21 protein-coding genes are annotated in these 24,868 nt (G+C 70.7%); 2 read left to right on the top strand and 19 right to left on the bottom strand.

The features are described 5' to 3' along the window. Positions 1-4: 4 nt before the first annotated feature. Both ACN263_RS00435 and ACN263_RS00430 read right to left on the bottom strand, forming a co-directional pair. A complete protein-coding gene (locus ACN263_RS00435; RefSeq protein WP_422737860.1) occupies positions 5-727 on the bottom strand; it encodes an anti-sigma factor family protein in 723 nt (240 codons plus the stop codon). Beyond that, the gene (locus ACN263_RS00430; RefSeq protein ID WP_357124632.1) at positions 724-1,239 is read right to left on the bottom strand and encodes a sigma-70 family RNA polymerase sigma factor; all 516 of its coding nucleotides are present in this window, start codon (positions 1,237-1,239) and stop codon (positions 724-726) included. The genes ACN263_RS00435 and ACN263_RS00430 overlap by 4 nt, the downstream gene beginning before the upstream one ends. Before the next feature lie 215 nt (positions 1,240-1,454). Between ACN263_RS00430 and ACN263_RS00425 the strand changes: the two genes are divergently transcribed. After that, positions 1,455-3,581 (top strand): PhoX family protein, encoded by a 2,127-nt coding sequence (locus ACN263_RS00425; RefSeq protein ID WP_422737859.1) that lies wholly within the window; start codon positions 1,455-1,457, stop codon positions 3,579-3,581. Between the two features lie 111 nt (positions 3,582-3,692). On the opposite strand, the gene ACN263_RS00420 is transcribed toward ACN263_RS00425, so the two are convergent. Continuing rightward, positions 3,693-4,475 (bottom strand): IclR family transcriptional regulator, encoded by a 783-nt coding sequence (locus ACN263_RS00420; RefSeq protein WP_422737858.1) that lies wholly within the window; start codon positions 4,473-4,475, stop codon positions 3,693-3,695. Positions 4,476-4,629: 154 nt separating this feature from the next. On the opposite strand from ACN263_RS00420, the gene ACN263_RS00415 reads away from it, so the two are divergent. Then, positions 4,630-5,811: an MFS transporter gene (locus ACN263_RS00415; RefSeq protein ID WP_422737857.1), complete on the top strand. Its 1,182-nt coding sequence runs from the start codon at positions 4,630-4,632 to the stop codon at positions 5,809-5,811. Between the two features lie 101 nt (positions 5,812-5,912). Here the strand turns inward: ACN263_RS00415 and ACN263_RS00410 are convergent, their stop codons facing one another. The 16 genes from ACN263_RS00410 to ACN263_RS00335 all read right to left on the bottom strand — a co-directional run bounded on the left by ACN263_RS00410 (position 5,913) and on the right by ACN263_RS00335 (position 24,818). After that, positions 5,913-6,998 carry a polyprenyl synthetase family protein gene (locus ACN263_RS00410; protein WP_422737856.1) on the bottom strand — a complete coding sequence of 362 codons (1,086 nt, stop codon included), beginning with the start codon at positions 6,996-6,998 and terminating at the stop codon, positions 5,913-5,915. A gap of 90 nt (positions 6,999-7,088) precedes the next feature. Next, positions 7,089-8,642 (bottom strand): NADH-quinone oxidoreductase subunit NuoN, encoded by a 1,554-nt coding sequence (nuoN, locus tag ACN263_RS00405; protein WP_422737855.1) that lies wholly within the window; start codon positions 8,640-8,642, stop codon positions 7,089-7,091. Positions 8,643-8,697: 55 nt separating this feature from the next. Then, on the bottom strand, positions 8,698-10,233 hold the full coding sequence (locus tag ACN263_RS00400) for an NADH-quinone oxidoreductase subunit M (protein ID WP_422737854.1): 1,536 nt from the start codon (positions 10,231-10,233) through the stop codon (positions 8,698-8,700). A gap of 64 nt (positions 10,234-10,297) precedes the next feature. After that, positions 10,298-12,223, bottom strand: coding sequence for an NADH-quinone oxidoreductase subunit L (nuoL, locus tag ACN263_RS00395; RefSeq protein WP_422737853.1), 1,926 nt, complete (start codon positions 12,221-12,223; stop codon positions 10,298-10,300). Positions 12,224-12,235: 12 nt separating this feature from the next. Beyond that, on the bottom strand, positions 12,236-12,535 hold the full coding sequence (nuoK, locus tag ACN263_RS00390; RefSeq protein ID WP_422737852.1) for an NADH-quinone oxidoreductase subunit NuoK: 300 nt from the start codon (positions 12,533-12,535) through the stop codon (positions 12,236-12,238). Then, on the bottom strand, positions 12,532-13,302 hold the full coding sequence (locus tag ACN263_RS00385; protein WP_422737851.1) for an NADH-quinone oxidoreductase subunit J: 771 nt from the start codon (positions 13,300-13,302) through the stop codon (positions 12,532-12,534). Before ACN263_RS00385 ends, nuoK begins: the two co-directional genes overlap by 4 nt. Next, positions 13,299-13,940, bottom strand: coding sequence for an NADH-quinone oxidoreductase subunit NuoI (nuoI, locus tag ACN263_RS00380; RefSeq protein WP_007454597.1), 642 nt, complete (start codon positions 13,938-13,940; stop codon positions 13,299-13,301). Before nuoI ends, ACN263_RS00385 begins: the two co-directional genes overlap by 4 nt. Position 13,941: 1 nt before the next feature. Then, complete coding sequence (nuoH, locus tag ACN263_RS00375; protein ID WP_422737850.1) at positions 13,942-15,294, bottom strand: NADH-quinone oxidoreductase subunit NuoH; 1,353 nt, start codon at positions 15,292-15,294, stop codon at positions 13,942-13,944. Continuing rightward, positions 15,291-17,783: an NADH-quinone oxidoreductase subunit G gene (locus ACN263_RS00370; protein WP_422737849.1), complete on the bottom strand. Its 2,493-nt coding sequence runs from the start codon at positions 17,781-17,783 to the stop codon at positions 15,291-15,293. Before ACN263_RS00370 ends, nuoH begins: the two co-directional genes overlap by 4 nt. Continuing rightward, positions 17,783-19,099 (bottom strand): NADH-quinone oxidoreductase subunit NuoF, encoded by a 1,317-nt coding sequence (gene nuoF, locus ACN263_RS00365; RefSeq protein WP_422737848.1) that lies wholly within the window; start codon positions 19,097-19,099, stop codon positions 17,783-17,785. The genes ACN263_RS00370 and nuoF overlap by 1 nt, the downstream gene beginning before the upstream one ends. After that, positions 19,096-20,295 (bottom strand): NADH-quinone oxidoreductase subunit NuoE, encoded by a 1,200-nt coding sequence (gene nuoE / locus ACN263_RS00360; RefSeq protein WP_422737847.1) that lies wholly within the window; start codon positions 20,293-20,295, stop codon positions 19,096-19,098. Before nuoE ends, nuoF begins: the two co-directional genes overlap by 4 nt. Next, complete coding sequence (locus ACN263_RS00355; protein ID WP_421474112.1) at positions 20,292-21,617, bottom strand: NADH-quinone oxidoreductase subunit D; 1,326 nt, start codon at positions 21,615-21,617, stop codon at positions 20,292-20,294. Before ACN263_RS00355 ends, nuoE begins: the two co-directional genes overlap by 4 nt. After that, positions 21,614-22,351 carry an NADH-quinone oxidoreductase subunit C gene (locus tag ACN263_RS00350; protein ID WP_422737846.1) on the bottom strand — a complete coding sequence of 246 codons (738 nt, stop codon included), beginning with the start codon at positions 22,349-22,351 and terminating at the stop codon, positions 21,614-21,616. Before ACN263_RS00350 ends, ACN263_RS00355 begins: the two co-directional genes overlap by 4 nt. Then, entirely contained in the window at positions 22,348-23,025 is a 678-nt protein-coding gene (locus ACN263_RS00345; RefSeq protein ID WP_007454590.1) for a NuoB/complex I 20 kDa subunit family protein, read from the bottom strand. Before ACN263_RS00345 ends, ACN263_RS00350 begins: the two co-directional genes overlap by 4 nt. A gap of 14 nt (positions 23,026-23,039) precedes the next feature. Continuing rightward, complete coding sequence (locus tag ACN263_RS00340; RefSeq protein ID WP_007454588.1) at positions 23,040-23,405, bottom strand: NADH-quinone oxidoreductase subunit A; 366 nt, start codon at positions 23,403-23,405, stop codon at positions 23,040-23,042. 135 nt (positions 23,406-23,540) lie between these two features. Beyond that, positions 23,541-24,818 (bottom strand): geranylgeranyl reductase family protein, encoded by a 1,278-nt coding sequence (locus tag ACN263_RS00335; protein ID WP_422737845.1) that lies wholly within the window; start codon positions 24,816-24,818, stop codon positions 23,541-23,543. Positions 24,819-24,868: the final 50 nt, after the last annotated feature.

Below are 24,868 nucleotides of genomic sequence, written 5' to 3'. Positions count from 1 at the left end.
GGGGTTAGGGGACTGCGTAGGTTAGGAGGGGGGTGCCGTCGGCTCTCTGGAGTTCCACGCTGACCAGTTCCGCGTCGGTGAAGCGGGTCATGCCGGTGAACACCAGGTCGTCGCCGGGCGCGGCGAGCCAGGAGCCGATCTGTTCGCTGGCCCCGCTGGGGCCCTTCGCCACCAGCCGGAACGGGTACGCCTTGCCGTAGCTCGTCCGCGCGTCGTACCCGCAGTGCATGGTGATCTCGGTGCCCCACTTGCTGCCGGTCAGCCCGATGTCGGCGTGCACCGGGCCGGCGACCGCCACCGGCCGCATGGCGACCATCGACACCTGCGGGGCGGGACGGGCGGTCCCCCGCGCCCCCGGGTCGGGCGGCGGGGCGGCCGGTCGGGGCAGCAGCGCCGCCGTTCCGACGCCCACCGCCAGGGCCAGCGCGGCGGCGGCCAGCGTCGTCAGGGCGTACCGACGACGGGTCCTGGCCCGGTCGCGGCGCCGGCGCGCCCGGGCCTCCTCGAGCAGCGCGGGCGCCCGGGGTGCGGTCGGCGGCGGCAGGAACTGTTCCAGGCCCGCCGGGTCGAGGCGGCCGAGCAGTCCCGGTAGGACGGCGATCTCGGCGACGGCGTCCCGGCAGGAGGCGCAGCCACCGAGGTGTCGCTCGTAGGCCGCCCGCTCGGCGGGGGCCAGGGCGCCCAGCACGTACGCGCCGTCGTCGTGCGCGAACTCGCACCGAGTCATCCCGTCACCCCCATCTCGGCCAGAACCAACCGTAGTGAGCGCAGCGCATAGTGAGTACGTGACTTGACGGTGCCCGGCGGCACCCCCAGCCGCGAGGCCGCCTCCGCCACCGACCGCCCCTGGTAGAAGCACTCCACCAGGACCTCACGGTGGGTCGGGCTGAGCCGGTTCAACGCCTCGGCGACGGTCCACGCCTCCACGGCGCGCTCGGCCTCGTCGACGACCTCCGGCGGTTCGGGAATCTCGTCGGTGAACACCTCACCGACCCGGGTGGAGCGTCGCCGCCAGGCGTCGATGGCCAGGTTGCGGGCGGTCGTGAACAGCCAGGCCCGCACGGAGCCGCGGCGCGGGTCGAGGGACTCGGGGTGCCGCCAGGCCCGCAGCAGCGTCTCCTGCACCAGGTCCTCGGCCCGCTGCCGGTCGCCGTTGACCAGCCGCAGGGCGTGTGCGTACAGCGCCTCCGCGTGCTCGTCGTGCAGCGCCCGCAGCAGTTGGGCGTCATGGTCGCTGATGGCGGTCTCCTCACTTCCGGCGCGGGTCCGGCGGTGCGTCCGCCCGGGAATACGTGCGGTGACACCGAACGGTTCAGCCCGAGGTCAGACCGCTGGCGGCCGCGCAGGTGTTCATGCCTGGTTCACATCGCGGCCGACGACCGCTCACCGCGTCCTCCTAGCGTCCGGCTGGTACGCCGCCTGTCGTGCCACCCACTTCTCTGGAGGCCACTCCCATGAGCGACCGTCCCCGGCTGCTCCCCCTGTTGACCGGCAAGCGCCACGGCACCCGTGACGCCATGACCTGCCTGTACCGCTGCGGAAACGCCTGTGACCACCCGGTACCGAACACGTCCGACAACGCGTACTTCGGCGACGTGGTGGACGCGGAGGTCTCCCGGCGCGGCGTGGTCCGGGCCGGCGCGGTCGGTGCCCTGGTGCTCGGCTTCGGCGGCGCGGCGGCCGGCGCGCTGGCCGGCGCGGCTCCCGCTGCCGCGGCCCCCACGGCGCCGGAGGTGCCGGAGAACTTCGGCTTCGGCCGTCCCACCACCGGTGTCGGCAGCGGCGCGCTGACCTTCAAGCCGATCCCGCCGAACAAGCTGGACACCCTTGTCGTGCCGAACGGCTACGACCACGCCGTGGTGATCAAGTGGGGTGACCCGGTGCTGCCGGGCGCGCCGGCGTTCGACCTGCACCAGCAGAGCGCCGCCGCGCAGTCGAAGCAGTTCGGCTACAACAACGACTTCGTGGGCGTGCTGCCGCTGGACAAGCAGGGCAAGCGGGCGCTGCTCGTGGTCAACCACGAGTACACCAACGAGGACCTGATGTTCCCGGGCTTCCCCGGCCTGGACGGGCTCTCCGTGGAACAGCTGCGCACCGCCATGGCCGCGCACGGCATGTCCGTGGTGGAGTTGGAGCGGGTCGGTGGCACCGGCCAGTGGAAGCCCGTGGGCAACGGCCGCCGGCCGTACAACCGGCGTGTCACCGCGCTGAGCACCAAGTTCGACCTGACCGGCCCGGCCGCTGGCTCGGCCTGGCTGAAGACCGCCGCCGACCCGAAGGGTCGTACCGTCGTCGGCACCCTGAACAACTGCTCCGGTGGGGTCACCCCGTGGGGCACCGTGCTCTCCGGCGAGGAGAACTTCAACCAGTACTTCGTGGGCGCGGACGCCGCGCCGGCCGAGCTGAAGCCGAAGCTGGACCGGTACGGCATCAGCACCGCCAGCCGCTACCCCAGCGGCAGCCGCAAGTGGGAACGCGCCGACGAGCGTTTCGACCTGGCCAGGCACCCCAACGAGGCGCACCGGTTCGGGTGGGTCGTCGAGATCGACCCGTTCGACCCGGAGAGCCGCCCGCGCAAGCACACCGCGCTGGGCCGCTTCAAGCACGAGGGCGCGAACGTCATCGTCGCCAAGGACGGCCACGTGGTCGCCTACATGGGCGACGACGAGCGCTTCGACTACCTGTACAAGTTCGTCTCGGACAAGAAGTTCCTCAAGGGCAACTCCTGGGCCGCCCGCAAGCACAACCTCACCCTGCTCGAGTCCGGCACGCTCTACGTGGCGAAGCTCGACCAGAGCAGCGCCGCCGAGATCGACGGCTCGGGCACGCTGCCCACCGACGGCGCGTTCAACGGCCGGGGCCGCTGGATCAAGCTGGTCAGCGGCAACAGGTCGTTCGTCGACGGGATGACCGCCGCCGACGTGCTCACCTTCACTCGGCTGGCCGGGGACAAGGTCGGCGCGACCAAGATGGACCGTCCCGAGGACGTCGAGCCGAGCCTGCTCACCGGCAAGGTGTACGTGGCGCTGACCAACAACACCGACCGTGGCAAGGCCGGCAAGGCGGCGGCGGACGAGGCCAACCCGCGCAACGCCAACAAGCACGGGCAGATCCTGGAGCTGGTCGAGGACCGCAGCGACAACACGGCCGAGACGTTCGCCTGGTCACTGCCGATCGTCTGCGGCGACCCGACCGACCCGTCGACCTTCTTCTCCGGGTACGACAAGACCAAGGTCTCCCCGATCTCCTGCCCGGACAACGTCGCCTTCGACGCCACCGGCAACCTGTGGATCTCCACCGACGGCAACGCGCTGGGCAGCAACGACGGCCTCTTCGCCACCGCCGTCGAGGGGCCGGAGAAGGGTCACCTCAAGCAGTTCCTGACCGTGCCCCTCGGCGCGGAGACCTGCGGCCCGTTCATCACCGGCGACAACCGCTCGGTGTTCGTGGCGGTGCAGCACCCGGGCGAGATCACCGGCGCCTCGGTGGAGAACCCGGCCTCGAACTGGCCGGACGGCGACTACGCCAAGCCCGGCGTGGTGGTCACCTGGCGCCTCGACGGCGGCCCGGTCGGCAGCTGACGTTGCCCGCGCGGCCGGCCGGCCGCTGACGTTGCCCTGGCGGTTCGGCGCTGGACCGCCCCGAGCGGCCCTCTCCCAGCCTGGGAGGGGGCCGCTCGGCGTGCGCTGCGGTCAGTGGTCGGCGGCGATGCCGTCGGCGACCGTACGGGCGACGGTGAGCAGCTTCGCGCGGACGACCCGGGCGGAGGTCATCATCTCGCTCGCCGGCAGGGCGCAGGCCAGCACGACTCGGCGTTCCATGTCCTTGTCCGGCGCGACGAGCACCGCCGCGCACGCCACCCCCTGGCGGAACTGGCCCAGCTCCAGCTGCATGCCTCGGCGGTCGCCGGCGGCCAGGTCGGCCTCGAACGCCTCGCTCGTGGTCAGCGTGGCGCCGGTGAACGGGCGCATGCCGTACTCGCGGAGATAGCGGAAGCGCTGCTCGGTGGTCAGGGTGGCGAGCAGGGACTTGCCGAGAGCGGTCGCGTGCGCCCCCTCGTCGAAGCCGGGCACGAGGTCTTCCAGGTAGGGCGAGCGGTGCCCCTCGGCCACCGCCGTGATGGCGACCTGACCGCCGACGAAGCGGCCCAGGAAGTGGCTGTAACCGGTGTCGACGGCGGCGCGGCGCAACGTCTCACCGACCACCGGCGGCCCCCGGAACGCGGTCACCAACTCGCGGTAACGGTCGGCCACCTCAAGGCCCACGATGTACGTGCCATCCTCGCGACGGATCACGTAACCCTCGTACGCGAGGGTGCGGACGAGGTGGTAGGTGGTGGCCACGGTCAGTTCGCACCGTCGGGCGATCTGCTTGACGGTCAGGCCCTTCGGGGCGCGACCGACCGACTCGAGCACCCGCAGTGCTCGGGACACGCTGCGGATCAGGTCCGAAGGTTCTGCCAAGGGGTCGCGCACAACCACCTCCGCCGCCGGGGACTTACACCATATGAAAAACAGGCCGCGTGCGAAATGCCTGTTCGGGTCGAGGATGCCAGATCACCATCCACTCCTCGTACACCAGCGGTCACCAGGAGTTGCCCGAGCGTGACTCGCGTAGGTTTGCCACACGATGACCCACACCGCCCTCACCCCCGCCCGCGACCGGACCCGCCCGATCCGGGCCAGCGCCGGTGCCGTGGCCACCACCGTGGCCTGCGTACTGCCTGTCTTCCTGCTCGGCGGCCTCGCCGTCCAGATGGGGGAGGACCTCCGCTTCTCCCCCGCCGGACTGGGCCTGGCCGTGTCCGTCTACTTCGGCGTGAGCGCGCTGGCCTCGGTGCCCTCCGGACGCCTCGTCGAGCGGTACGGCCCGGCGCTGGTGGCCCGCTGCGGCATCGTGCTGTCCGCCGGGTCGATGCTGGCCGTGGCAGCGCTCGCCCGCTCGTACCCGGTGCTGCTCGTTCTGCTGGCGCTCAGCGCCGCCGCGAACGCCCTCGGCCAGTTGGCCAGCAACGCGGCGCTGGCCGAGCACGTCCCGGCCCGGCGGCAGGGGCTGTCGTTCGGCGTCAAGCAGGCGGCGATCCCGGTCTCCACCCTGCTGGCCGGTGCGGCGGTACCCACCATCGCGCTCACCGCCGGCTGGCGCTGGGCGTTCGTGGTCGCGGCCGTCGCGGCGCTGACGACGCTGCCGGCCGTACCCCGGCAGGTGTCCGACCGGGCCCGGCGGGCCGACACGACGCGCGCGGGCCGGGCCACGACGGCCCTGGTGGTGGTCGGCGCGGCGGCGACGTTGGCGTCGGGCGCGGCCAACGCGCTCGGCACCTTCCTGGTCGACTCGGCCGCCGCCCGGGGTCTCTCCCCGGGTCTCGCCGGCCTCACCCTCACCCTGGGCAGCGCGGTCTGTGTCGTCGCCCGGGTGGGTGCCGGCGGGCTGGCCGACCGGCGGGCCAGCGGTCACGTCGCGCTCATCGCCGCGATGCTGGTGGTCGGGGCGGTTGGGCTGGGCCTGCTCGCGGTGACCGGCCCGGTCCCGCTGGTGGCGGGCGTGGTGCTCGGGTTCGGCCTGGGCTGGGCGTGGCCCGGCCTGATGAACTTCGCGGTGGTCCGGCTGCACCCGCAGGCACCGGCCGCCGCCACCTCGATCACGCAGACCGGGGTGTACGCGGGTGGCTGCCTCGGCCCGCTGAGCCTCGGCCCGCTCGCCGCCCACCTGGGCTACCCGGCGATGTGGACCACAGCCTCGGTGGCGATGCTCCTGGCGGCCGCCCTCATGCTGACCGGCAGCCGCCTCCTCACCGCAACTCACCCCTGACCCGGCCGCCCCAACCCCGGCCGGGTGATCATGAAGTTATTGCTCGATCACTCGGCGTGTCGAGGCAATAACTTCATGATCAACGTGCACCGGCGGGGGGGTCAGCTGGTGCGGTCGGCTATGTAGTCGCAGAGGGATTCCAGGGCCTGGCGGGATGGGCTCGCCGGGAGCGGGGCCAGGCAGGCGCGGGCGTCCTCGGCGTAACTGCGTACGGTTTCCCGGGCACGCTTGAGCGCCGGGCTCTCCCGCAGCAGCCCCAGGGCCTCGGCGTGCAGCGCGTCGTCGGTCAGCGGGCCGGTCGCCAGGATCTCCCGCAGCCGCACCGAGGAGGCGTCGGAGTCGTCGGCCGCCCGGGCGTAGAGCACCGGCAGCGTCGGGACGCCCTCGCGCAGGTCCGTGCCGGGCGTCTTGCCCGACTGCACCGACTCGGACGCGATGTCGAGCAGGTCGTCGGAGAGCTGGAATGCCACGCCGATCGTCTCGCCGTACCCGGCGAGGGCCTCGACGTGCTCCGCCGGCGCGCCGGCGAACATGCCCCCGAAGCGGGCCGACGTGGCGATCAGGGAGCCGGTCTTCTCGGCGATCACATTCAGGTAGTGGGCGACCGGGTCGTCATCGGCACGCGGCCCCACGGTCTCGGCGATCTGACCGTGCACCAGCCGGGCGAAGGTGCGCGCCTGCAACCGGACGGCCTCCGGGCCCAGGTCCGCCGCGATGTCCGCGGCGCGGGCGAAGAGGTAGTCACCGACCAGGATGGCGACCGAGTTGGTCCATCGCGAGTTCGCGCTCGGCGCGCCCCGCCGCACGGCCGCCTCGTCCATCACGTCGTCGTGGTAGAGGGTGGCCAGGTGCGTGAGCTCCATCACCACGGCCGCCGGGACCACCTGCGCGCTGGCGGGATCGCCGAACTGGGCGCCGAGCGCCACCAGCAGCGGCCGGAACCGCTTGCCACCGGCGTCGAGAAGGTGCCGGGCAGCCTCGGAGACGAACGGGTCGGCGCTGGCCACACTGGCGCTCAGCTCGACCTCGACCGCTTCCAGCAGGCCCAGCACGGATGCCTCGACGCGGGGATCGGCGAGATGAAGGCCGAGCGCGCCGAACTGACTCATGCTCGCCCGACCCCGGCGACCGCCGGAACCGGTGGCACCTGAACGCTCGCCAGCCGGAATCACCACACCATCAACCATGCCACACCCGTTCTACCTGCTCCGGGTCGGGGATACGCACCGGGGGCCGGCACGCTGTCGCGCGCCGGCCCCCGGTGGTCGAGCCACATCTCACCGCACGAATTCGGCGGCTCCGGTAGCCAGGTCGAGCAGCGGGGCCGGGGCGACACCCAACGCCAGGGTGGCCAGCACGCCGATCATCAGCGCGGCGGAGGTGAGCCCACCCGGCACGGTGACCGTCGGCGTCGACTCGCCCGGCTCGGACAGCCACATCATCACCACGACCCGCAGGTACGGGAAGGCCAGCACCATGCTGGTCAGCACACCCGCGATGACGAGCCAGGCCTGACCACCGTCGAGCGCCGGACCGAAGACCGCGAACTTGCTGGTGAAGCCGCTGGTGAGCGGGATACCGGCGAACGCCAGCAGAATGAACGTGAACAGCCCGGCGAAGAACGGCGAGCGGCGGCCCAGACCGGCCCAGCGGGACAGGTGCGTGGCCTCACCGTCGGCGTCCCGTACCAGGGTGACCACCGCAAACGCGGCCAGCACCGAGAAGCCGTACGCGACGAGGTAGAACATCGTGCCGGACAGCCCGTCCCGGCTCGGCGCCAGCACGCCGACCAGCAGGTAGCCGGCGTTGGCGATCGACGAGTACGCCAGGAGCCGCTTGATGTCGGTCTGGGTGACCGCGAGCACCGCGCCGACCAGCATGGTCAGCACCGCCACCGCGCCCAGGACCGGGGTGAAGTCCCAGCCCCCACCCTCGAACGCGACGTGGAAGACGCGCAGCAGCGCGCCGAACGCGGCGACCTTCGTGCAGGCGGCCATGAAGCCGGTGATCGGGGTCGGGGCGCCCTGGTAGACGTCCGGCGTCCAGACGTGGAACGGGGCCGCCGCGGCCTTGAAGAGCAGACCGATGGCGAGCAGCGCCATGCCGGCGAAGAGCAGCACCGGGCTGGCCGGCGACTCGCTCACCGCCGCGTTGACGGTCGCGAAGTCGACACCGGCGGAACGGCCCGGAACACCGGCGGTGAAGCCGTAGATCAGGGCCACCCCGAACAGGAAGAACGCCGAGGCGTAGGCGCCGAGCAGGAAGTACTTCATCGCCGCTTCCTGGCTCAGCAGCCGCCGGCGGCGGGCCAGCGCGCAGAGCAGGTACAGCGGGAGGGAGAAGACCTCCAGCGCGATGAACATGGTCAGCAGGTCGTTCGCCGCCACGAAGATCAGCATGCCGCCGATCGCGAACGTGATGAGCGGGTACACCTCGGTGAGGCCGTTGCGGCCCTCGGCCTGCTTCCGGTCGTCCGCCGACTCCGCCGTCACGGCGGCCTGGGCGACGAACGCCCCACCCCGCTCGACGGTGCGGTCACCGATAAGGAGCAGCGCCATGGCCGCCAGCACCAGGATCGCGCCCTGGAGGAACAGCGTCGGCCCGTCCACCGCGATGGCCTGGCCGGCCGTGATGAGCCGGTCGTCGGCGTTGAGGACCACCATGGTCAGCGCGGCGAGCACGGCCAGCAGCGCCAGCGTCAGTTGCACCAGGTGCCGCGCCCGCCGGGGCACGAACGCCTCGACCAGCACACCGAGCAACGCCGTACCCAGCATGATCAGGATCGGGGCGAGCGCCGCGTAGTCCAGCGACGGCAGTTTCAACTCGGTCACTGTGCCGACCTTTCGTTCGCGACTGCGGGGCTCCGCTGCGCTGCACTCCTCGCGCTCACCGGCGCGCCTCCTGGACGGTGCCGCCCACGGACGGCGCGGGGTCGCTCTTGCCGATGTCGTCCATGGTCGCCTGGACGGCCGGGTTGATCACGTCGGTGACCGGCTTGGGGTAGAAGCCGAGCAGCACGATCAGCGCGATCAGCGGGGCGACCACGACCTTCTCGCGCAGGTTGAGGTCCCGGCGCATGCCGTCGACCTCGGTCAGCGCCGGGTTCAGCGTGCCCTGGGTGGTGCGCTGCACCATCCACAGCACGTACGCCGCCGCCAGGATGATGCCGAGCGTGGCGATGACCGCCACCGGCTTGTTCACCGTGAACGTGCCGATCAGCACCAGGAACTCGGAGATGAACGGCGCGGTTCCGGGCAGCGCCAGCGAGGCCAGACCGGCGAAGAACAGCACCCCGGCGAGCACCGGAACGAGCTTGCCGGCCCCACCGAAGTCACTGATCAGCGCCGAGCCGCGCCGGGCGACCAGCATGCCCACCACGAGGAAGAGCAGGCCGGTCGCCAGACCGTGGTTGAGCATGTAGAGCACCGCGCCGGTACCGGCCTGGGTGGTGAACGCGAAGATGCCCACCCCGATGAACCCGAAGTGCGCGATCGAGGTGTACGACACCAGCCGCTTCAGGTCGTTCTGACCGACCGCCAGCAGCGCCGCGTAGATGATGCCGATCACGCCCAGCGCCAGCGCCCAGGGCGCGAACCACTTCGACGCCTCGGGGAACAGCGGCAGGCAGTAGCGCAGGATGCCGAACGTGCCGACCTTGTCCAGCACACCGACCAGCAGCGCGGCGGCACCCGCCGGAGCGGCGCCACCGGCGTCCGGCAGCCAGGTGTGGAACGGGAAGAACGGGGCCTTGATGGCGAACGCGAGGAAGAAGCCGAGGAACAGCCACCGCTCGGTGCCGGTGCTGATGTCGACCTGCGACAGCGCCTGCCAGTCGAACGTCTTGCCGCCGACCACCCAGAGGCCGATCACCGCGGCCAGCATGAACAGGCCGCCGACCAGTGAGTAGAGGAAGAACTTCACCGCCGCGTACTGCCGCTGGTGGCCGCCGTAGCTGCCGATCAGGAAGTACATCGGCACGAGCATGACCTCGAAGAACACGTAGAACAGGAAGACGTCGGCGGCGGCGAAGACACCGATCATCGTGCTCTCGAGGATCAGCAGCAGCGCGAAGTAGACCGGGATGGACCGCTTCGACGACTCGGCGTCGTGCCAGGACGCCAGGATCACCAGCGGCACCAGCACCGCGATCAGCATCAGCATCACCAGCGCGATGCCGTCCGCGGCAAAGGTGAAGCTGACGCCCCAGTTCGGGATCCAGGTGTACGACTCCCGGAACTGGAACCGGTCACCGCCGGCGTTGAAGCTGACCCACATCACCACCGAGAGCACCAGCACCAGCAGCGACCAGGCGAACGCCACCTGCTTGGCCAGCTCCGGGCGGCGGCGCGGCAGGAAGGCCACCACCAGAGCGCCCACCAGGGGCGCCACGGTGAGCACCGAGAGGAACCTGAAGTTGGACATTATGCGGCCTTACCTCCGTCGTGGATGCGTGGTCCGCCGGCGGGGGCGGGCGTCTTCAGGTCGGTCATGCCAACCACCCCGCCTGCACCGCGAGGAACGCCGCCATCACCAGCAGCGCGCCGGCCAGGATCGAGGTGGCGTACGAGCGGACGAAGCCGGTCTGCATCCGCCGGAGTCGACCCGAACCACCGCCGACGGCGGCGGCGAGCCCGTTGACCAGACCGTCGATGCCCCGGTTGTCGAGGAAGACCAGCGCCCGGGTGAGGAAGATGCCCGGCTTCTCGAAGACCGCCTCGTTGACGGCGTCGGTGTAGAGGTTGCGTCGAGCGGCGGTGACCAGAACCCCGGCCGGCTGCGGCGCGGTGGCCGTACCGGCCCGGAACAGGAACCAGGCCAGGCCGGCGCCGAGCACGGTGACCAGCAGCGACAGCGTGGTGATCACGAGGTGCGAGAGGACCGGTTCGTGCTCCGCGTGCTCACCGCCCAGCCCGGCGGTGGAGGTCAGCCAGTCCGGCACCGAGGTGGAGAGCAGGAAACCGGCCCCGACCGAGCCGATCGCCAGCAGGATCAGCGGGACGGTCATCAGCTTCGGCGACTCGTGCGGGTGCTCGATGTCCTCGGTCCACCGCTTCGGGCCGTGGAAGGTCAGCACGAACAGCCGCGTCATGTAGAAGGCGGTCAGCCCGGCACCGAGCAGCGCGGCACCGCCGTAGAGCCAGGCGGTCCAGTCCTCCCGCTCGAAGGCCGCCACGATGATCGGCTCCTTGGAGAAGAAGCCGGAGAACGGGAACATGCCGATGATGGCCAGCCAGCCCATCATGAACGTCAACCAGGTGACCTTCATGTACGACGACAGCCCACCGAAGCGCCGGATGTCCACCTGGTCCTTCATGCCGTGCATGACCGAGCCGGCACCCAGGAACATGTTGGCCTTGAAGAAGCCGTGCGCCAGCAGGTGCACGATGGCCAGCGCGTACGCCCCGCCGCCGAGACCGACGCCGAGGAACATGTAGCCGATCTGGCTCACCGTCGACCAGGCGAGCACCCGCTTGATGTCGTCCTTGGCCGCGCCGATGATGCAGCCCATGAGCAGGGTGAGCGCGCCCACGCTGACCACCACGAGCTGGAGCGTCGAGTTCGCGGAGAAGATCGGGTTGGACCGGGCGATCAGGTAGACACCGGCGGTGACCATGGTGGCGGCGTGGATGAGCGCCGACACCGGGGTCGGGCCCTCCATCGCGTCCGGCAACCACGCCTGCAACGGGAACTGACCGGACTTGCCGGCCGCGCCGAGCAGCAGCAACAGGCCGAGGACCAGCACCGTGGTGCCGGTCAGCGAGCCGACTCCGTTGAAGACCTCGTCGTACTGGGTGGTGCCCAGGGTCGCGAACATGATGAAGATGCCGATGGCCAGGCCGGTGTCACCGACCCGGTTCATCAGGAACGCCTTCTTGCCGGCCGTGGCGGCGCTCGGCCGGCCGTACCAGAAGGAGATCAGCAGGTACGACGCCAGGCCGACGCCCTCCCAGCCGAAGTAGAGCATCACGTAGTTGTTGCCGAGCACCAGCAGCAGCATGGCCGCGACGAACAGGTTGAAGTACGCGAAGAACCGGCGACGACCCGCGTCGTGCGCCATGTACTCGACGGCGTACAGGTGGATCAGGAAGCCGACGCCGGTGATCAGGAGCACGAAGACGGCGGCCAGCGGATCGAACAGTAGACCGAAGTCGACCCGCAGGTCACCGACCGCGATGAAGTCCCAGAGGCTCAGCTCGACCGACTTGTTCTCCAGGCCCCGCAGCTGGAAGAAGGACGCCAGCCCGAGCACGAACGCGGCACCGATGGCCGCGACGCCCAACCAGTGCCCCCAGCGGTCGGCCCGCCGGCCGAGCAGCAGCAGGATGGCCGCGCTGACCAGCGGGATCGCCACCAGCAGCCAGACGCCCCCGAGCAGCCCCGTGGCCTGGGCGTATTCCACAGTCTCTTCCACCGGTGGACCCCTTTAGTACTTCAGCAGGTTGGCGTCGTCGACGCTCGCCGAGCGTCGAGTCCGGAAGATGGCCATGATGATCGCGAGGCCGACCACGACCTCGGCGGCGGCCACCACCATCACGAAGAACGCCATGATCTGGCCGTTGAGGTCACCGTTGATCCGGCTGAAGGTGACCAGCGCCAGGTTGGCCGCGTTGAGCATCAGCTCGACACACATGAACAGCACGATCGCGTTGCGCCGGACGAGCACCCCGGAGGCGCCGATGGTGAACAGCACCGCGGCCAGCACGAGGTAATGATTGGGCGTCACTGGTCGGTCCCCTTCAGGGTGGTCTCCTGCGCGGTCAGCTCACGCACCGGCAGGATGTCCGGCGTGCTCCGCTCGGTGAGCCGGCCGTCCGGCAGTCGCGCCGGGGTGGCCACCGAGGAGGAGGTCGCAAAGACGCCGGGGCCCGGCTTGGGGCCCGGGTAGTTGCCCGGCGCGAAGCGCGCCCGCATGGTCGCCGGCTGGTCCATCTTGTCCTGCTTGCGCCGCTCGATGTGCGCGAGCACCATGGCGCCCACCGCCGCGGTGATCAGCAGCGCCGAGGTCAGCTCGAACGCGAAGACGTACTTGGTGAAGAGCAGCCGGGCGATGCCCTGCACGTTGCCCTCCGCGTTGGCCTCGTCCAGGCCGACCGCCGTGGTCTTCTCCATGGCGTTGTAGACGGCGGTGCCGACCAGGCCGGCGAAGCCCAACCCCAGGACGATCGCGGCGACCCGCTGGCCGCGCAGGGTCTCGATCAGCGAGTCGGTCGAGTCCCGACCGACAAGCATCAGCACGAACAGGAAGAGCATCATGATCGCGCCGGTGTAGACGATGATCTGCACCATGCCGATGAACGGCCCGGCCTGGAGCACGTAGAACACGCCCAGGCAGAGCATGGTCAGCACCAGCCAGAGCGCCGAGTGCACCGCGTTGCGGGCCGCCACCATGCCGATCGCGCCGATCAACGCGAGCGGCGCGAGGATCCAGAAGGTGACCTGCTCGCCGCCGGAGACCCCACCCGCCGCGGCCAGCACCGTAGACGTGGTCATGCGCCCTCTCCCTTGCCGGCCGCCGCACGCTGGGCGGCCTGCTCGGCGCCCGGGAACGTCACGCCGGGGTGCTCCTCGACCTGGTAGCGGCCGGGCCCCATCGGGGACGTCTCGGCCCCGGCGGAGGTGCCCGGGTTGTCCAGCGCGCCGACGTAGTAGTCCTTCTCGCTGTCACCCAGCCGCATCGGGTGCGGCGGCTGCTCCATGCCCTCCAACAGCGGGGCGAGCAACTGCTCCTTGGTGAAGATCAGGTCCTGCCGGTTGTCCCGGGCCAGCTCGTACTCGTTGCTCATGGTGAGCGAGCGGGTCGGGCAGGCCTCGATGCAGAGCCCGCAGAAGATGCACCGTGCGTAGTTGATCTGGTAGGTGCTGGCGTACCGCTCACCCGGCGAGAAGCGCTGCTCGTCGGTGTTGTCGCCGCCCTCGACGTAGATCGCGTCCGCCGGGCAGGCCCAGGCGCACAGCTCGCAGCCGATGCACTTCTCCAGACCGTCCGGGTGCCGGTTGAGGATGTGCCGCCCGTGGTAGCGCGGCGCCGACACCGGCGGCTTGAACGGGTAGTCGGTGGTGACGACCTTCCTGAACATGTGCGAGAAGGTGACACCGAAGCCCTTGAACGTTCCGGTGATCGCGCCCACGTCACACCTCCCTGGTGTCCGAGCCGGCGACGATGTTGGCCGGCTCCCGCTCGGCGACCACGCGCGTGATACGCGGGCTCGGCGGTACCTGTAGATCCATCGGCGGCAGCGGGAAGCTCCCGTACGGCCGGCTGTCGACCCGCTCCTGCATGGTGGGCTTCGGTTGCGGCTTCCGGCTCGGCCAGAACAGCGTGGCGATCAGCAGGAGACCGGCGGGGACGCCGACCGCGATGACCTTGCCCTTGGTGTCCCAGTCCTCGATCGAGCGCAGGCCCGACAGGACCAGGATCCAGACCAGGTTGATCGGCAGCAGGACCTTCCAGCCGAAGCGCATGAACTGGTCGTAGCGCAGCCGGGGCAGCGTGCCGCGCAGCCACACGAAGACGAAGACCAGCGCGATCACCTTGCCGAAGAACCAGAGCATCGGCCACCAACCGGAGTTGGCGCCCTCCCACAGCGTGATCGGCCACGGCGCACGCCAGCCGCCCAGGAACAGCGTGGTGGTGACCGCGGACATGGTCACCATGGCGACGTACTCGCTGAGCATGAAGAGCGCGAACTTCAGCGAGCTGTACTCGGTCATGAAGCCGGCGACCAGCTCGGACTCGGCCTCGGGCAGGTCGAACGGCGCCCGGTTGGTCTCACCCACGGTGGCGATGAAGAAGATGATGAAGCTGGGCAGCAGCAGGATCGCGTACCAGCCCGGCGCCGGAATCTCGGTGCCGAAGATGGTCAGTCGCGTCGCGTCGCCCTGTGCGGCGACGATCCCGCTGGTGCTCATCGTGCCGGCGGTCATGAAGACCGCCACGATGCTCAGACCCATCGCGACCTCGTACGAGATCATCTGGGCGCTCGACCGCAGGCCGCCGAGGAGCGGGTACGTCGAGCCGGAGGCCCAGCCGCCCAGCACGATGCCGTAGACGCCCATGGAGGAGCAGGCCAGCAGCAGGAGCACGGCCACCGGCACGTCGGTGACCTGCAACGGCGTGTGGTGGCCGAAGATGCTCACCATCGGACCGAACGGCACCACCGACAGCGCGGTGACCGCGCAGATCACCGAGATAGTCGGGGCGAAGAAGTAGACGACCTTGTCGGCCGCCTTCGGCAGGATGTCCTCCTTGAAGGCCATCTTCAGGCCGTCGGCCAGGGTCTGCAGCAGGCCGAGCGGGCCGACCTGGTTCGGGCCGGGCCGCACCTGCATGTAGCCGACCACGCGCCGTTCGAACCAGACGCCGAGCAGGGTGGCCAGCAGACCGAACGCGAAGGCGAAGACGATCTTGCCGAGAACCAGCCACCACGGGTCCCGACCGAAGTCGGCGAGCGTCGGGTCCTGAGCCAGGACGATCGAGTTCACTGGTTACCCCCAGAACTGAGGATGGTCTCGTCGGCCGCCACGCGTCCGGCCGGGATGGCCGTACCCGATGCGGGGACGGAGATCCGGACGACCGTGCCGGACGTCGCCCCGAGGCTGCGTCGCACGGTCGAACCGGGTGAGTTCGTCGGCAGCCAGACCACGCCGTCCGGCATCTCGGTGAGCTCCGCCGGCAGCGTCAGCGCACCCCGGTCGGTGCCGACCGTGACCGCGTCACCGTCGACCACGCCCAGCGCCTCGGCGGTGCCCTTGCCGAGGCGGACCACCGGCGGACGGGCGGTACCGGCCAGGTGCTCGTCGCCCTCGGTCAGGGTGCCGAGGTCGACGAGCTGGTGCCAGGTGGCCAGCACGGCCTCCCCGGCGCCCGGGTGCGGAACCGTGCCGGGCGACACCGACGGCGCGGACGGCCGGGACGTCCGGGTGGCCGGCAGCGAGCCCAGCTCACGGCGCACGCTCGGCACGTCGGCGGTGCCGAGGCGCACGTCGAGGAGCGCGGCCAGCGCGTCGAGCACCCGCCCGTCGGTCATCGCGGCGGTGTTCAGCACCGCCTCGAACGGACGCAGCCGGCCCTCCCAGTCCAGGAAGCTGCCGGCCTTCTCGACCACCGGCGCGACCGGCAGCACCACGTCGGCCCGCCGGGTCACCGCGCTGGCGCGCAGTTCCAGGCTGACCAGGAACGGCACCGCGTCCAGCGCTGCCTCGGCCAGCCGCGGGTCGGCCAGGTCGGCCGGGTCGACACCACCGACCACCAGCGCGCCGAGCTGCCCGTTGGCCGCCGCCGCGAGGATGCCGTCGGTGTCCCGACCGGCCTGGCTGGGGATGACCCCGGCCGGAATGTCCCACGCCTCACCCAGCTCGGCCCGCGCGGCCGGCTCGGTGACCAGCCGGCCACCGGGGAGCAGGTTGGGCAGGCAGCCCGCGTCGACCGCGCCGCGGTCACCCGCGCGCCGCGGCACCCAGGCCAGCTTCGCGCCGGTACGCCGGGCCACGTCCGCCGCCGCGGAGAGCCCGCCCGGCACGGTGGCCAGCCGCTCGCCGACGATGAGGATCGCGCCGGGCGCGCTGAGCGCCTCGGTGACCGTGGCGTGCTCGGCGAGCACGCTCGCCTCCTCGCCGGGCACCACCCGGGCCAGCTTGGCGCCGAGCTTCTCCAGGCCGCGCGTGGCGAACGGCGCCAGCGCGTACACCGTCAGGGTCTTCTTGAGGTACGCCTTGCGCAGCCGCAGGAAGAGGATCGGGCACTCCTCCTCCGGCTCCAGGCCCACCAGCACCACGGCCGGCGCGTTCTCCACGTCGGTGTAGGTGACGTCGGTGACCCCGGCGACCGAGCTGGCCAGGAAGTCGGCCTCCTCGCGGGAGACCGGCCGGGCCCGGAAGTCGATGTCGTTGGTGTTCAGCGCGACCCGGGCGAACTTCGCGTACGCGTAGGCGTCCTCGACGGTCAGCCGGCCGCCGGTGAGCACCGCCGTGCCCTGGCCGCCCTCGCGGGCCGCGTGCAGCCCCTCGGCGGCCCGGGTCAGCGCCTCACTCCAGGACGCCTCCCGCAGCTCACCGGTCTGCTCGTCGCGGACCAGCGGGTTGGTGAGGCGCTCGGCGGCCCGGGTGTACTGGAAGCCCCACCGGCCCTTGTCGCAGTTCCACTCCTCGTTCACCGCCGGCTCGTCACCGGCGAGCCGGCGCAGCACCTTGCCGCGCCGCCAGTCGGTGCGCTGCCCGCAGCCGGCCGAGCAGTGCTCGCAGACGCTCGGGCTGGACACCAGGTCGAACGGGCGGGCCCGGAACCGGTACTGCGCGCCGGTCAGCGCACCCACCGGGCAGATCTGCACGGTGTTGCCGGAGAAGTAGGAGTTGAACGGGACATCCCCGTCGTCGCCCTGCTCGCCGTACGCGTCGTCCCGGTAGATGTTGATTTCCTCGGCGGACGACCGGCCCATCAGGTCGATGAACTTGTCGCCGGCGATCTCCTCGGAGAACCGGGTGCAGCGCTGGCAGAGCACGCAGCGCTCGCGGTCCAGCAGCACCTGGCTGCTGATCGCCATCGGCTTCTCGTACTCGCGCTTGTGCTCGTGGAAGCGCGAGTCGGTGCGGCCGGTGGACATCGCCTGGTTCTGCAGGGGGCACTCGCCGCCCTTGTCACACATCGGGCAGTCGAGCGGGTGGTTGAGCAGCAGCAGCTCCATCACCCCCTCCTGCGCCTTCTGGGCGACCGGGGAGGTGAGCTGGGTCCGGACGACCATGCCGTCGGCGACGGTCTGGGTGCAGGAGGCGACCGGCTTGCGCTGCCCCTCCACCTCGACCAGGCACTGCCGGCACGCGCCGGCCGGGGCCAGCAGCGGGTGGTCGCAGAACCGGGGGATCTCGGTGCCCATCTGCTCGGCGACCCGGATCAGCAGCGCCCCCTTCGGGGCGGTGACCTCGACGCCGTCGATGGTGAGGGTGACGGTCTCGGTCTGCTTGGCTACGTCGGTCATCAGTGCGCCCCTACCAGGGTCTTCTCCGACAGCATGGGAGCTTTACGTCCCTCGATGTAGTCGAGGTAGTCCTGCTTGAAGTACTTCAGCGACGAGGTCACCGAGCTGGTCGCGCCGTCACCCAGACCGCAGAACGAGCGGCCGAGGATGTTGTCGCAGGTGTCCAGCAGGGTGTCCAGGTCCTCGTGGGTGCCCTGGCCGGAGAGGATCCGCCGGTAGACCCGGACCATCCAGTAGTTGCCCTCCCGGCACGGGGTGCACTTGCCGCACGACTCGTGGTGGTAGAACTCCAGCCACCGGTAGGTCGCGTAGACCGGGCAGTCCTGGTCGGAGAAGATCTGCGTGGCCGTGGTGCCCAGGATCGAGCCGGCCGCCGCCACCCCTTCGAAGTCCAGCGGCACGTCCAGGTGCTCGGCGGCGAGCAGCGGGGTCGACGATCCACCCGGGGTCCAGAACCGCAGGTTGTGACCGGGCTGCATGCCGCCGGCCAGTTCCAGCAGCTCGCGCAGCGTGACGCCCATCGAGCACTCGTACTGGCCGGGATTGGCGACCCGCCCGGAGAGCGAGTAGATCATCGGCCCGGACGACTTCTCGGTGCCCATCGACTTCCACCAGTCGGCCCCACCGAGCACGATCGGCGGAACGCTGGCGATGGTGCCGACGTTGTTCACCACCGTCGGGCTCGCGTACAGGCCGTGGGTCGCCGGGAACGGCGGGCGCAGCCGGGGCTGCCCCCGGAACCCCTCCAGCGAGTCGAGCAGCGCCGTCTCCTCGCCACAGATGTACGCCCCGGCGCCGGAGTGCACCACCAGCTCCAGGTCGAAGCCGCTGCGCAGGATGTTGCGGCCCAGGTAGCCCTTGTCGTACGCCTCCTGGACGGCGTTGCGCAGCCGCCGGGCGGCGTGCACGGCCTCGCCCCGGATGTAGATGTAGGCGCGGCTGGCCCGGATCGCGTACGACGCGATGATCACGCCCTCGACCAGCGCGTGCGGGTCGTGAGTCATCAGCGGCAGGTCCTTGCAGGTGCCCGGCTCGCCCTCGTCGGCGTTGACCACCAGGTAGTGCGGCTTGCCGTCGCCCTGCGGGATGAAGCCCCACTTGAGACCGGTGGGGAAGCCGGCGCCGCCACGACCGCGCAGTCCGGAATCCTTGATCAGCTGGATCAGGTCGTCCGGGTGGGCCTTGAGGGCCTTGCGCAGCGCGGCGTAGCCGTCGAGCTGCTCGTAGGTGCCGATCCGCCAGGCGTCCGGCGACAACCAGCGCTTGGTCAGCACCGGCGTCAGCTTGGCCAGCGTCTCCGGGCGGGGAGTGGTCACTTCTGGGCCCCCGTTTCGCTCGCGGCGGCGGGGTCCGTGCCATCCGCGTCCGCCGACGCTTCGGTGAGGTTGCGCTCCTGTGCGCCGGTCGAGTCACCGGCCGGCTTGCCGTCGCCGGCCGGGGCGTTGGCCGCCGCACCGGCGGCCTGGGCTGCCTGCGCGTCGCGCGGCGCCGGCGGCGAGGTCTCCGCCGGTGCCTTGGTGCCGGGCGCGTCCGGAACCGCCGTGCCCGCGTCGGGCTGCCGGGTCTCGGCCGTACGCACCTGCGGCGACTTGTCGTCCGGCGCCTTCACGTCCGGCGCGGTGCTGCCGGTGGCCGCCGCCGGCTCGACCGGCTCGGCGTTGCCGGTGGGGGTGGCCGCGCCGTCGCCGCCGGTGACTTCAGTGGCCCGAGCCGCGGTCGGGGTGGCCGCGCCGTCGCCGCCCTTGACCGGTGCCGTGGTGGCCTCGACGGGGGCCGGCTTGGCCGCCTCCGCCTTCGCCTTCGCCTCGGCGGCCGCCTTGTCGGCCTCGGCCTTGCTGCGGATCGGGGTGTTCGGGTCGAAGCCCGGCACCGAGACGCCGTGCTCCTGCGCCAACCGCAGACCCCGCAGGGTCGGCTCGCCCGGCCCGCCGTCGGCGACCGCGCCGTCGCGCTCGTCGGCGAAACCGGCGAGCTGCACCGCCATCTCCTTCAGCGTGCACAGCCGCGCGCCGCGCGTCGGCATCGGCCGGCCGCCCGCCCGCAGCTCGTCGACCACACCGACCGCCGTGGTCGGGTCCACGCCGTCGAAGAAGTCGTAGTTGACGGTCATCACCGGGCCGTAGTCACAGGCCGCCAGGCACTCGGCGTGCTCCAACGTGATGGTGCCGTCGGCGGTCGTCTCGTCGTGCCCGACACCCAGGTGCTCGGAGAGGGTGTCGTAGACCTCCTGGCCGCCCAGCACGTTGCACATCGTGTTGGTGCAGACGCTGACCAGGAAATCGCCGGTGGGCTTGCGCTTGTACATGGTGTAGAAGGTGGCGACCGCGCCGACCTGGGCCTTGTTCAGCCCGAGCACCTCGGCGCAGAACGTCACGCCGGCCGGAGAGACGTACCCCTCCTCGGCCTGGACCAGGTGCAGCAGCGGCAGCAGCGCCGAGCGGGACCGGTCCGCCGGGTAGCGGGCGATGATCTCGCGCGCCCGCTCCCGGGTCTCTTCGGTGAAGACGGTCATCGGTCACACCCACCCATCACGGGATCCAGCGAGGCGCCGCCGGCGATCACGTCGGCGATCAGGCCGCCCTCGGCCATCGCCGGGAGGGCCTGGAGGTTGACGAAGCTCGGCTCCCGGTAGTGCACCCGGTACGGCCGGGTGCCGCCGTCGGAGACGGCGTGCACGCCCAGTTCGCCGCGCGGCGACTCGATGCCGACGTACACCTGGCCGGGCGGGACCCGGAAGCCCTCGGTGACCAGCTTGAAGTGGTGGATCAGCGACTCCATCGACTGACCCATGATCTTCGCGACATGCTCCAGCGAGTTGCCCATGCCGTCGACGCCGATGGCGAGCTGCGCGGGCCACGCGATCTTGCGGTCGGCGACCATCACCGGGCCCGGCCGCAGCCGGTCCAACGCCTGCTCGACCAGCTTCATCGACTCCCGGATCTCGGCGAGCCGGACCTGGTAGCGGCCCCACACGTCACCGTCGGGGTGGGTCGGCACGTCGAACTCGTACGTCTCGTAGCCGCAGTACGGCATGGTCTTGCGCAGGTCCCAGGCGAGCCCGGCCGAACGCAGCACCGGACCGGTGACGCCGAGCGCCACGCAGCCGGTCACGTCCAGCACCGCGACGCCCTTGGTCCGCTCGGTCCAGATGGGCTGGCCGGAGAGCAGGTCCTCGTACTCCTTGAGCTTCTTCGGCATCATCTTCAGGAACTCGCGGATCTTGCGGATCGCGTCGTCCGGCACGTCCTGCGCCACACCGCCGGGCCGGACGTACGCGTGGTTCATCCGCAGGCCGGTGATGGTCTCGAAGATGTCGAGGATGTACTCCCGCTCGCGGAAGCCGTACAGCATGATCGAGATGGCGCCCAGCTCCATGCCGGTGGTGGCCAGCCAGACCAGGTGCGACGAGATCCGGTTGAGCTCCATCATCAGCACGCGGATGGTGGTGGCCCGCTCGGTGACGTCGTCGGTGATGCCGAGCAGCTTCTCCACCGCGAGGGCGTACGCCGTCTCGTTGAAGATCGGGGACAGGTAGTCCATCCGCGTGACGAACGTCGAACCCTGGACCCAGTTGCGGTACTCGAGGTTCTTCTCGATGCCGGTGTGCAGGTAGCCGACGACCGAGCGGGCCTCGCGGACCGTCTCGCCCTCCAGTTCGAGGATCAGGCGGAGCACCCCGTGGGTGGAGGGGTGCTGCGGACCCATGTTGACCACGATGCGCTCGTCGTTGATCGGGTCGGTGCCCGACACGACCGTGTCCCAGTCCCCACCCGTGACGGTGAAGACCCGGCCCTCGGTGGTCTCGCGTTCGGTCGCGTAGTTCGACGTGGTCACTGGTAGGACCTCCTACGGTCCGGCGGTGGGATTTCCGCACCCTTGTACTCGACGGGCACGCCACCGAGCGGGTAGTCCTTGCGCTGCGGGTGGCCCTCCCAGTCGTCCGGCATGAGGATCCGGGTCAGGTTGGGGTGGCCGTCGAAGACGATGCCGAACATGTCGTACGCCTCGCGCTCCTGCCAGTCGGCCGTCGGGTAGACAGCGGTGACGCTGGGCAGGTGCGGCGAGCCGGCCGGGACAGCGGCCTCCAGCCGGAGCCGGCGGCGGTAGGTCATCGAGGTGAGCTGGTAGACGACGTGCAGCCGGCGCTCGTCCGCGCCGAGGTAGTCCACCCCGGACACCGACGAGCACAGCTCGAACCGCAGCGCCATGTCGTCGCGCAGCACCTGGCAGACCTCGGCGATCCGCTCCGGGCGGACGTGCAGGGTCAGCTCGCCCCGGTCGACGACCACCTTCTCGATGGCGTCGCCGAAGGCCGGGTACGCCTCCTCCAGCGCGTCGCGGACCTCGTCGAAGTACCCGCCGTACGGCCGGGTGGCCTCCTCGATCGGCTGACGCGGGCGGACCAGGCCGCCGTAGCCGGACACGTCACCGGTGCCCTGGTTGCCGAACATCCCGCGACCGGCCGGGCTGGCCGGCGGGTACTCGGCCGGGGCGGTCGCGCTGGCGCCGGGCGGCGTCACCGGTACCGGCACCCCGCCGTCGTTGGTCTTGTCCGTGGGAGACGTCATTTCGGGCCTGCCTGCGGGTGGAGATGGTTCTGGGCGTTCATCCAGTTCTCGATCCGCAACTGCTCCTCGCGCCCCTCGCGGACCGCCTGGGTCCACTCGGCACGCCGGGCCTTGTCGTTGCGGTAGGAGGACGGCATCGAGCCGTACGGCACGACCGGGACGTCACCGCGCTCCTGGCGGGCCGCCAGCATCTTGCGACCGTTCGGGCCCAGCGGCTCGTACATGATCTTCTCGCGGAGCTTGAGGATCGCGTCGATGAGCATCTCCGGCCGGGGCGGGCAGCCGGGGAGGTACATGTCGACGGGTACGACGTGGTCGACGCCCTGCACGATGGCGTAGTTGTTGAACATGCCGCCGCTGCTGGCGCAGACGCCCATCGAGAGCACCCAGCGGGGCTCGGCCATCTGGTCGTAGATCTGGCGCAGCACCGGTGCCATCTTCTGGCTGACCCGGCCGGCCACGATCATGAGGTCGGCCTGCCGGGGCGAGGCCCGGAAGACCTCCATGCCCCAGCGGCCCATGTCGTAGTGCGGACCACCGGCGGCCATCATCTCGATGGCGCAGCAGGCCAGGCCGAAGGTGGCGCCCCAGACGGACGACTTCCGGGACCAGTTGACCAGCTTCTCCACCGAGGTGAGCAGGACGCCGGCGGGGAGCTTCTCCTCGATGCCCATCTGACGTTCCTTCCTCAGTCCCAGTCCAGGCCGCCGCGCCGCCACACGTAGGCGTACGCGACGAAGACCGCGACGATGAACAGGACCATCTCCACGAAGCCGAAGATCGGCAGAGCGTCGAACGAGACCGCCCAGGGGTAGAGGAAGATGATCTCGATGTCGAAGACGATGAAGAGCATCGCCGTCAGGTAGAACTTGATCGGGAACCGCCCACCGCCGACCGGCTGCGGGCTGGGCTCGATGCCGCACTCGTACGCCTCGAGTTTGGCCTTGTTGTAACGACGGGGACCGGCGAAGCGGGCGGCGCCGACGGAGAACAGCGAGAACGCCGCGGCGAGGGCGAACAGCCCGATGATCGGTGCGTAAGGCGAGAGCGACATCGTTTTCTCCTGCTCGTCCTTCCCTGCCGTCAGTGCTTGACGAAAATCACACTATTCACGTCCCTCGCGGTGGTTGCCGGCGGGGGTCGATCTTTGTCGGCGTCGGGGCTGTGACCAGCACCGATGCCGTCCTGTCTAGACCGCGGGCGCGGCCTTCGTCAGTGCATTGATGACCCGGTCCATCGCGTCCCCGCCGCGCGGGTCGGTCAGGTTGGCCAACAACTTGAGGACGAATCGCATCAGCGTCGGGTGGGGCATGCCGTGCTTGGTGGCGATCCGCATGATCTCCGGACGGCCGATCAGTTTCACGAAGATGCCGCCGAGCCGGTAGTAGCCACCGAGGCGGGCCTTCAGCTCGTTGGGGTACGCCATCAGCGCCCGCTCCCGCTCCGGTCCGGCCGGACGCGCGAGCGCCTGCACCGCCACCTCCGCGGCCAGTTCACCGGACTCCATGGCGTACGCGATGCCCTCGCCGTTGAACGGGTTGACCATGCCGCCGGAGTCGCCGACCAGCAGCACGCCACGGGTGTAGTGCGGCACCCGGTTGAAGCCCATCGGCAGGGCGGCGCCGAGGATCGGCCCGTCCGCGTTGGCCTCGTCGGTCATCCCCCACTCGGCCGGGGTGTTGGCCAGCCAGTCGGTGAGCAGCCGGCGGTAGTTGGTCTTGCCGAACGCGGACGACGAGTTGAGCACGCCGAGGCCGACGTTGACCCGCCCGTCGCCGAGCCCGAAGATCCAGCCGTACCCGGGCAGCAGGTTGTCGCCGCTGTCCTTGCTGCGCAGCTCCAGCCACGACTCCAGGTAGTCGTCGTCGTGCTTGGCCGGGGAGTGGTAGTAGCGGCGGACGGCCACGCCGATCGGCCGGTCCTCCCGCTTGGCCAGCCCGAGCGCGAGCGGGAACCGGCCGGAGACGCCGTCGGCGGCCACGACCAGCGGGGCGTGGAAGGTGGCGGGCTCCTTGCCGGCACCCACCTCCGCCTGCACGCCGATCACCCTGCCGTCGTCGTCGAGCACCGGGCCCAGCACGTTGACCTGGGTCCGCAGCTTCGCGCCGGCCGCCACCGCCCGCTGGGCGAGCAGGTCGTCGAAGTCCAGCCGGGTACGGACCAGCCCGTAGTTCGGGAAGCTGGCCAACTCGGGCCAGTCCAGTTCCAGGCGTACGCCGCCGCCGATCACCCGCAGACCCTTGTTGTGCAGCCAGCCGGCCTCGGGCGAGGTGTCCACGCCCATCCGGATGAGCTGGCGCACCGCACGCGGGGTCAGTCCGTCACCGCAGACCTTCTCCCGGGGGAACTCGGTCTTCTCCAACACCAGGACCCGTACGCCGTGCCGGGCCAGGTGGTACGCAGTTGCCGATCCACCGGGACCGGCGCCAACGACGATGACGTCGGCGTCGTGTTCCACCGCGGTCATTCGCGCCTCCTCCCGCACGCTCGTGAAATGCTTCACAAGCCAGACGGGAC

The organism is Micromonospora sp. WMMD729, assembly GCF_049315225.1.
GTDB lineage: Bacteria > Actinomycetota > Actinomycetes > Mycobacteriales > Micromonosporaceae > Micromonospora.
Note: the sequence above shows the minus strand (reverse complement) of the source record. Positions and strands in the feature narration are given on the sequence as shown.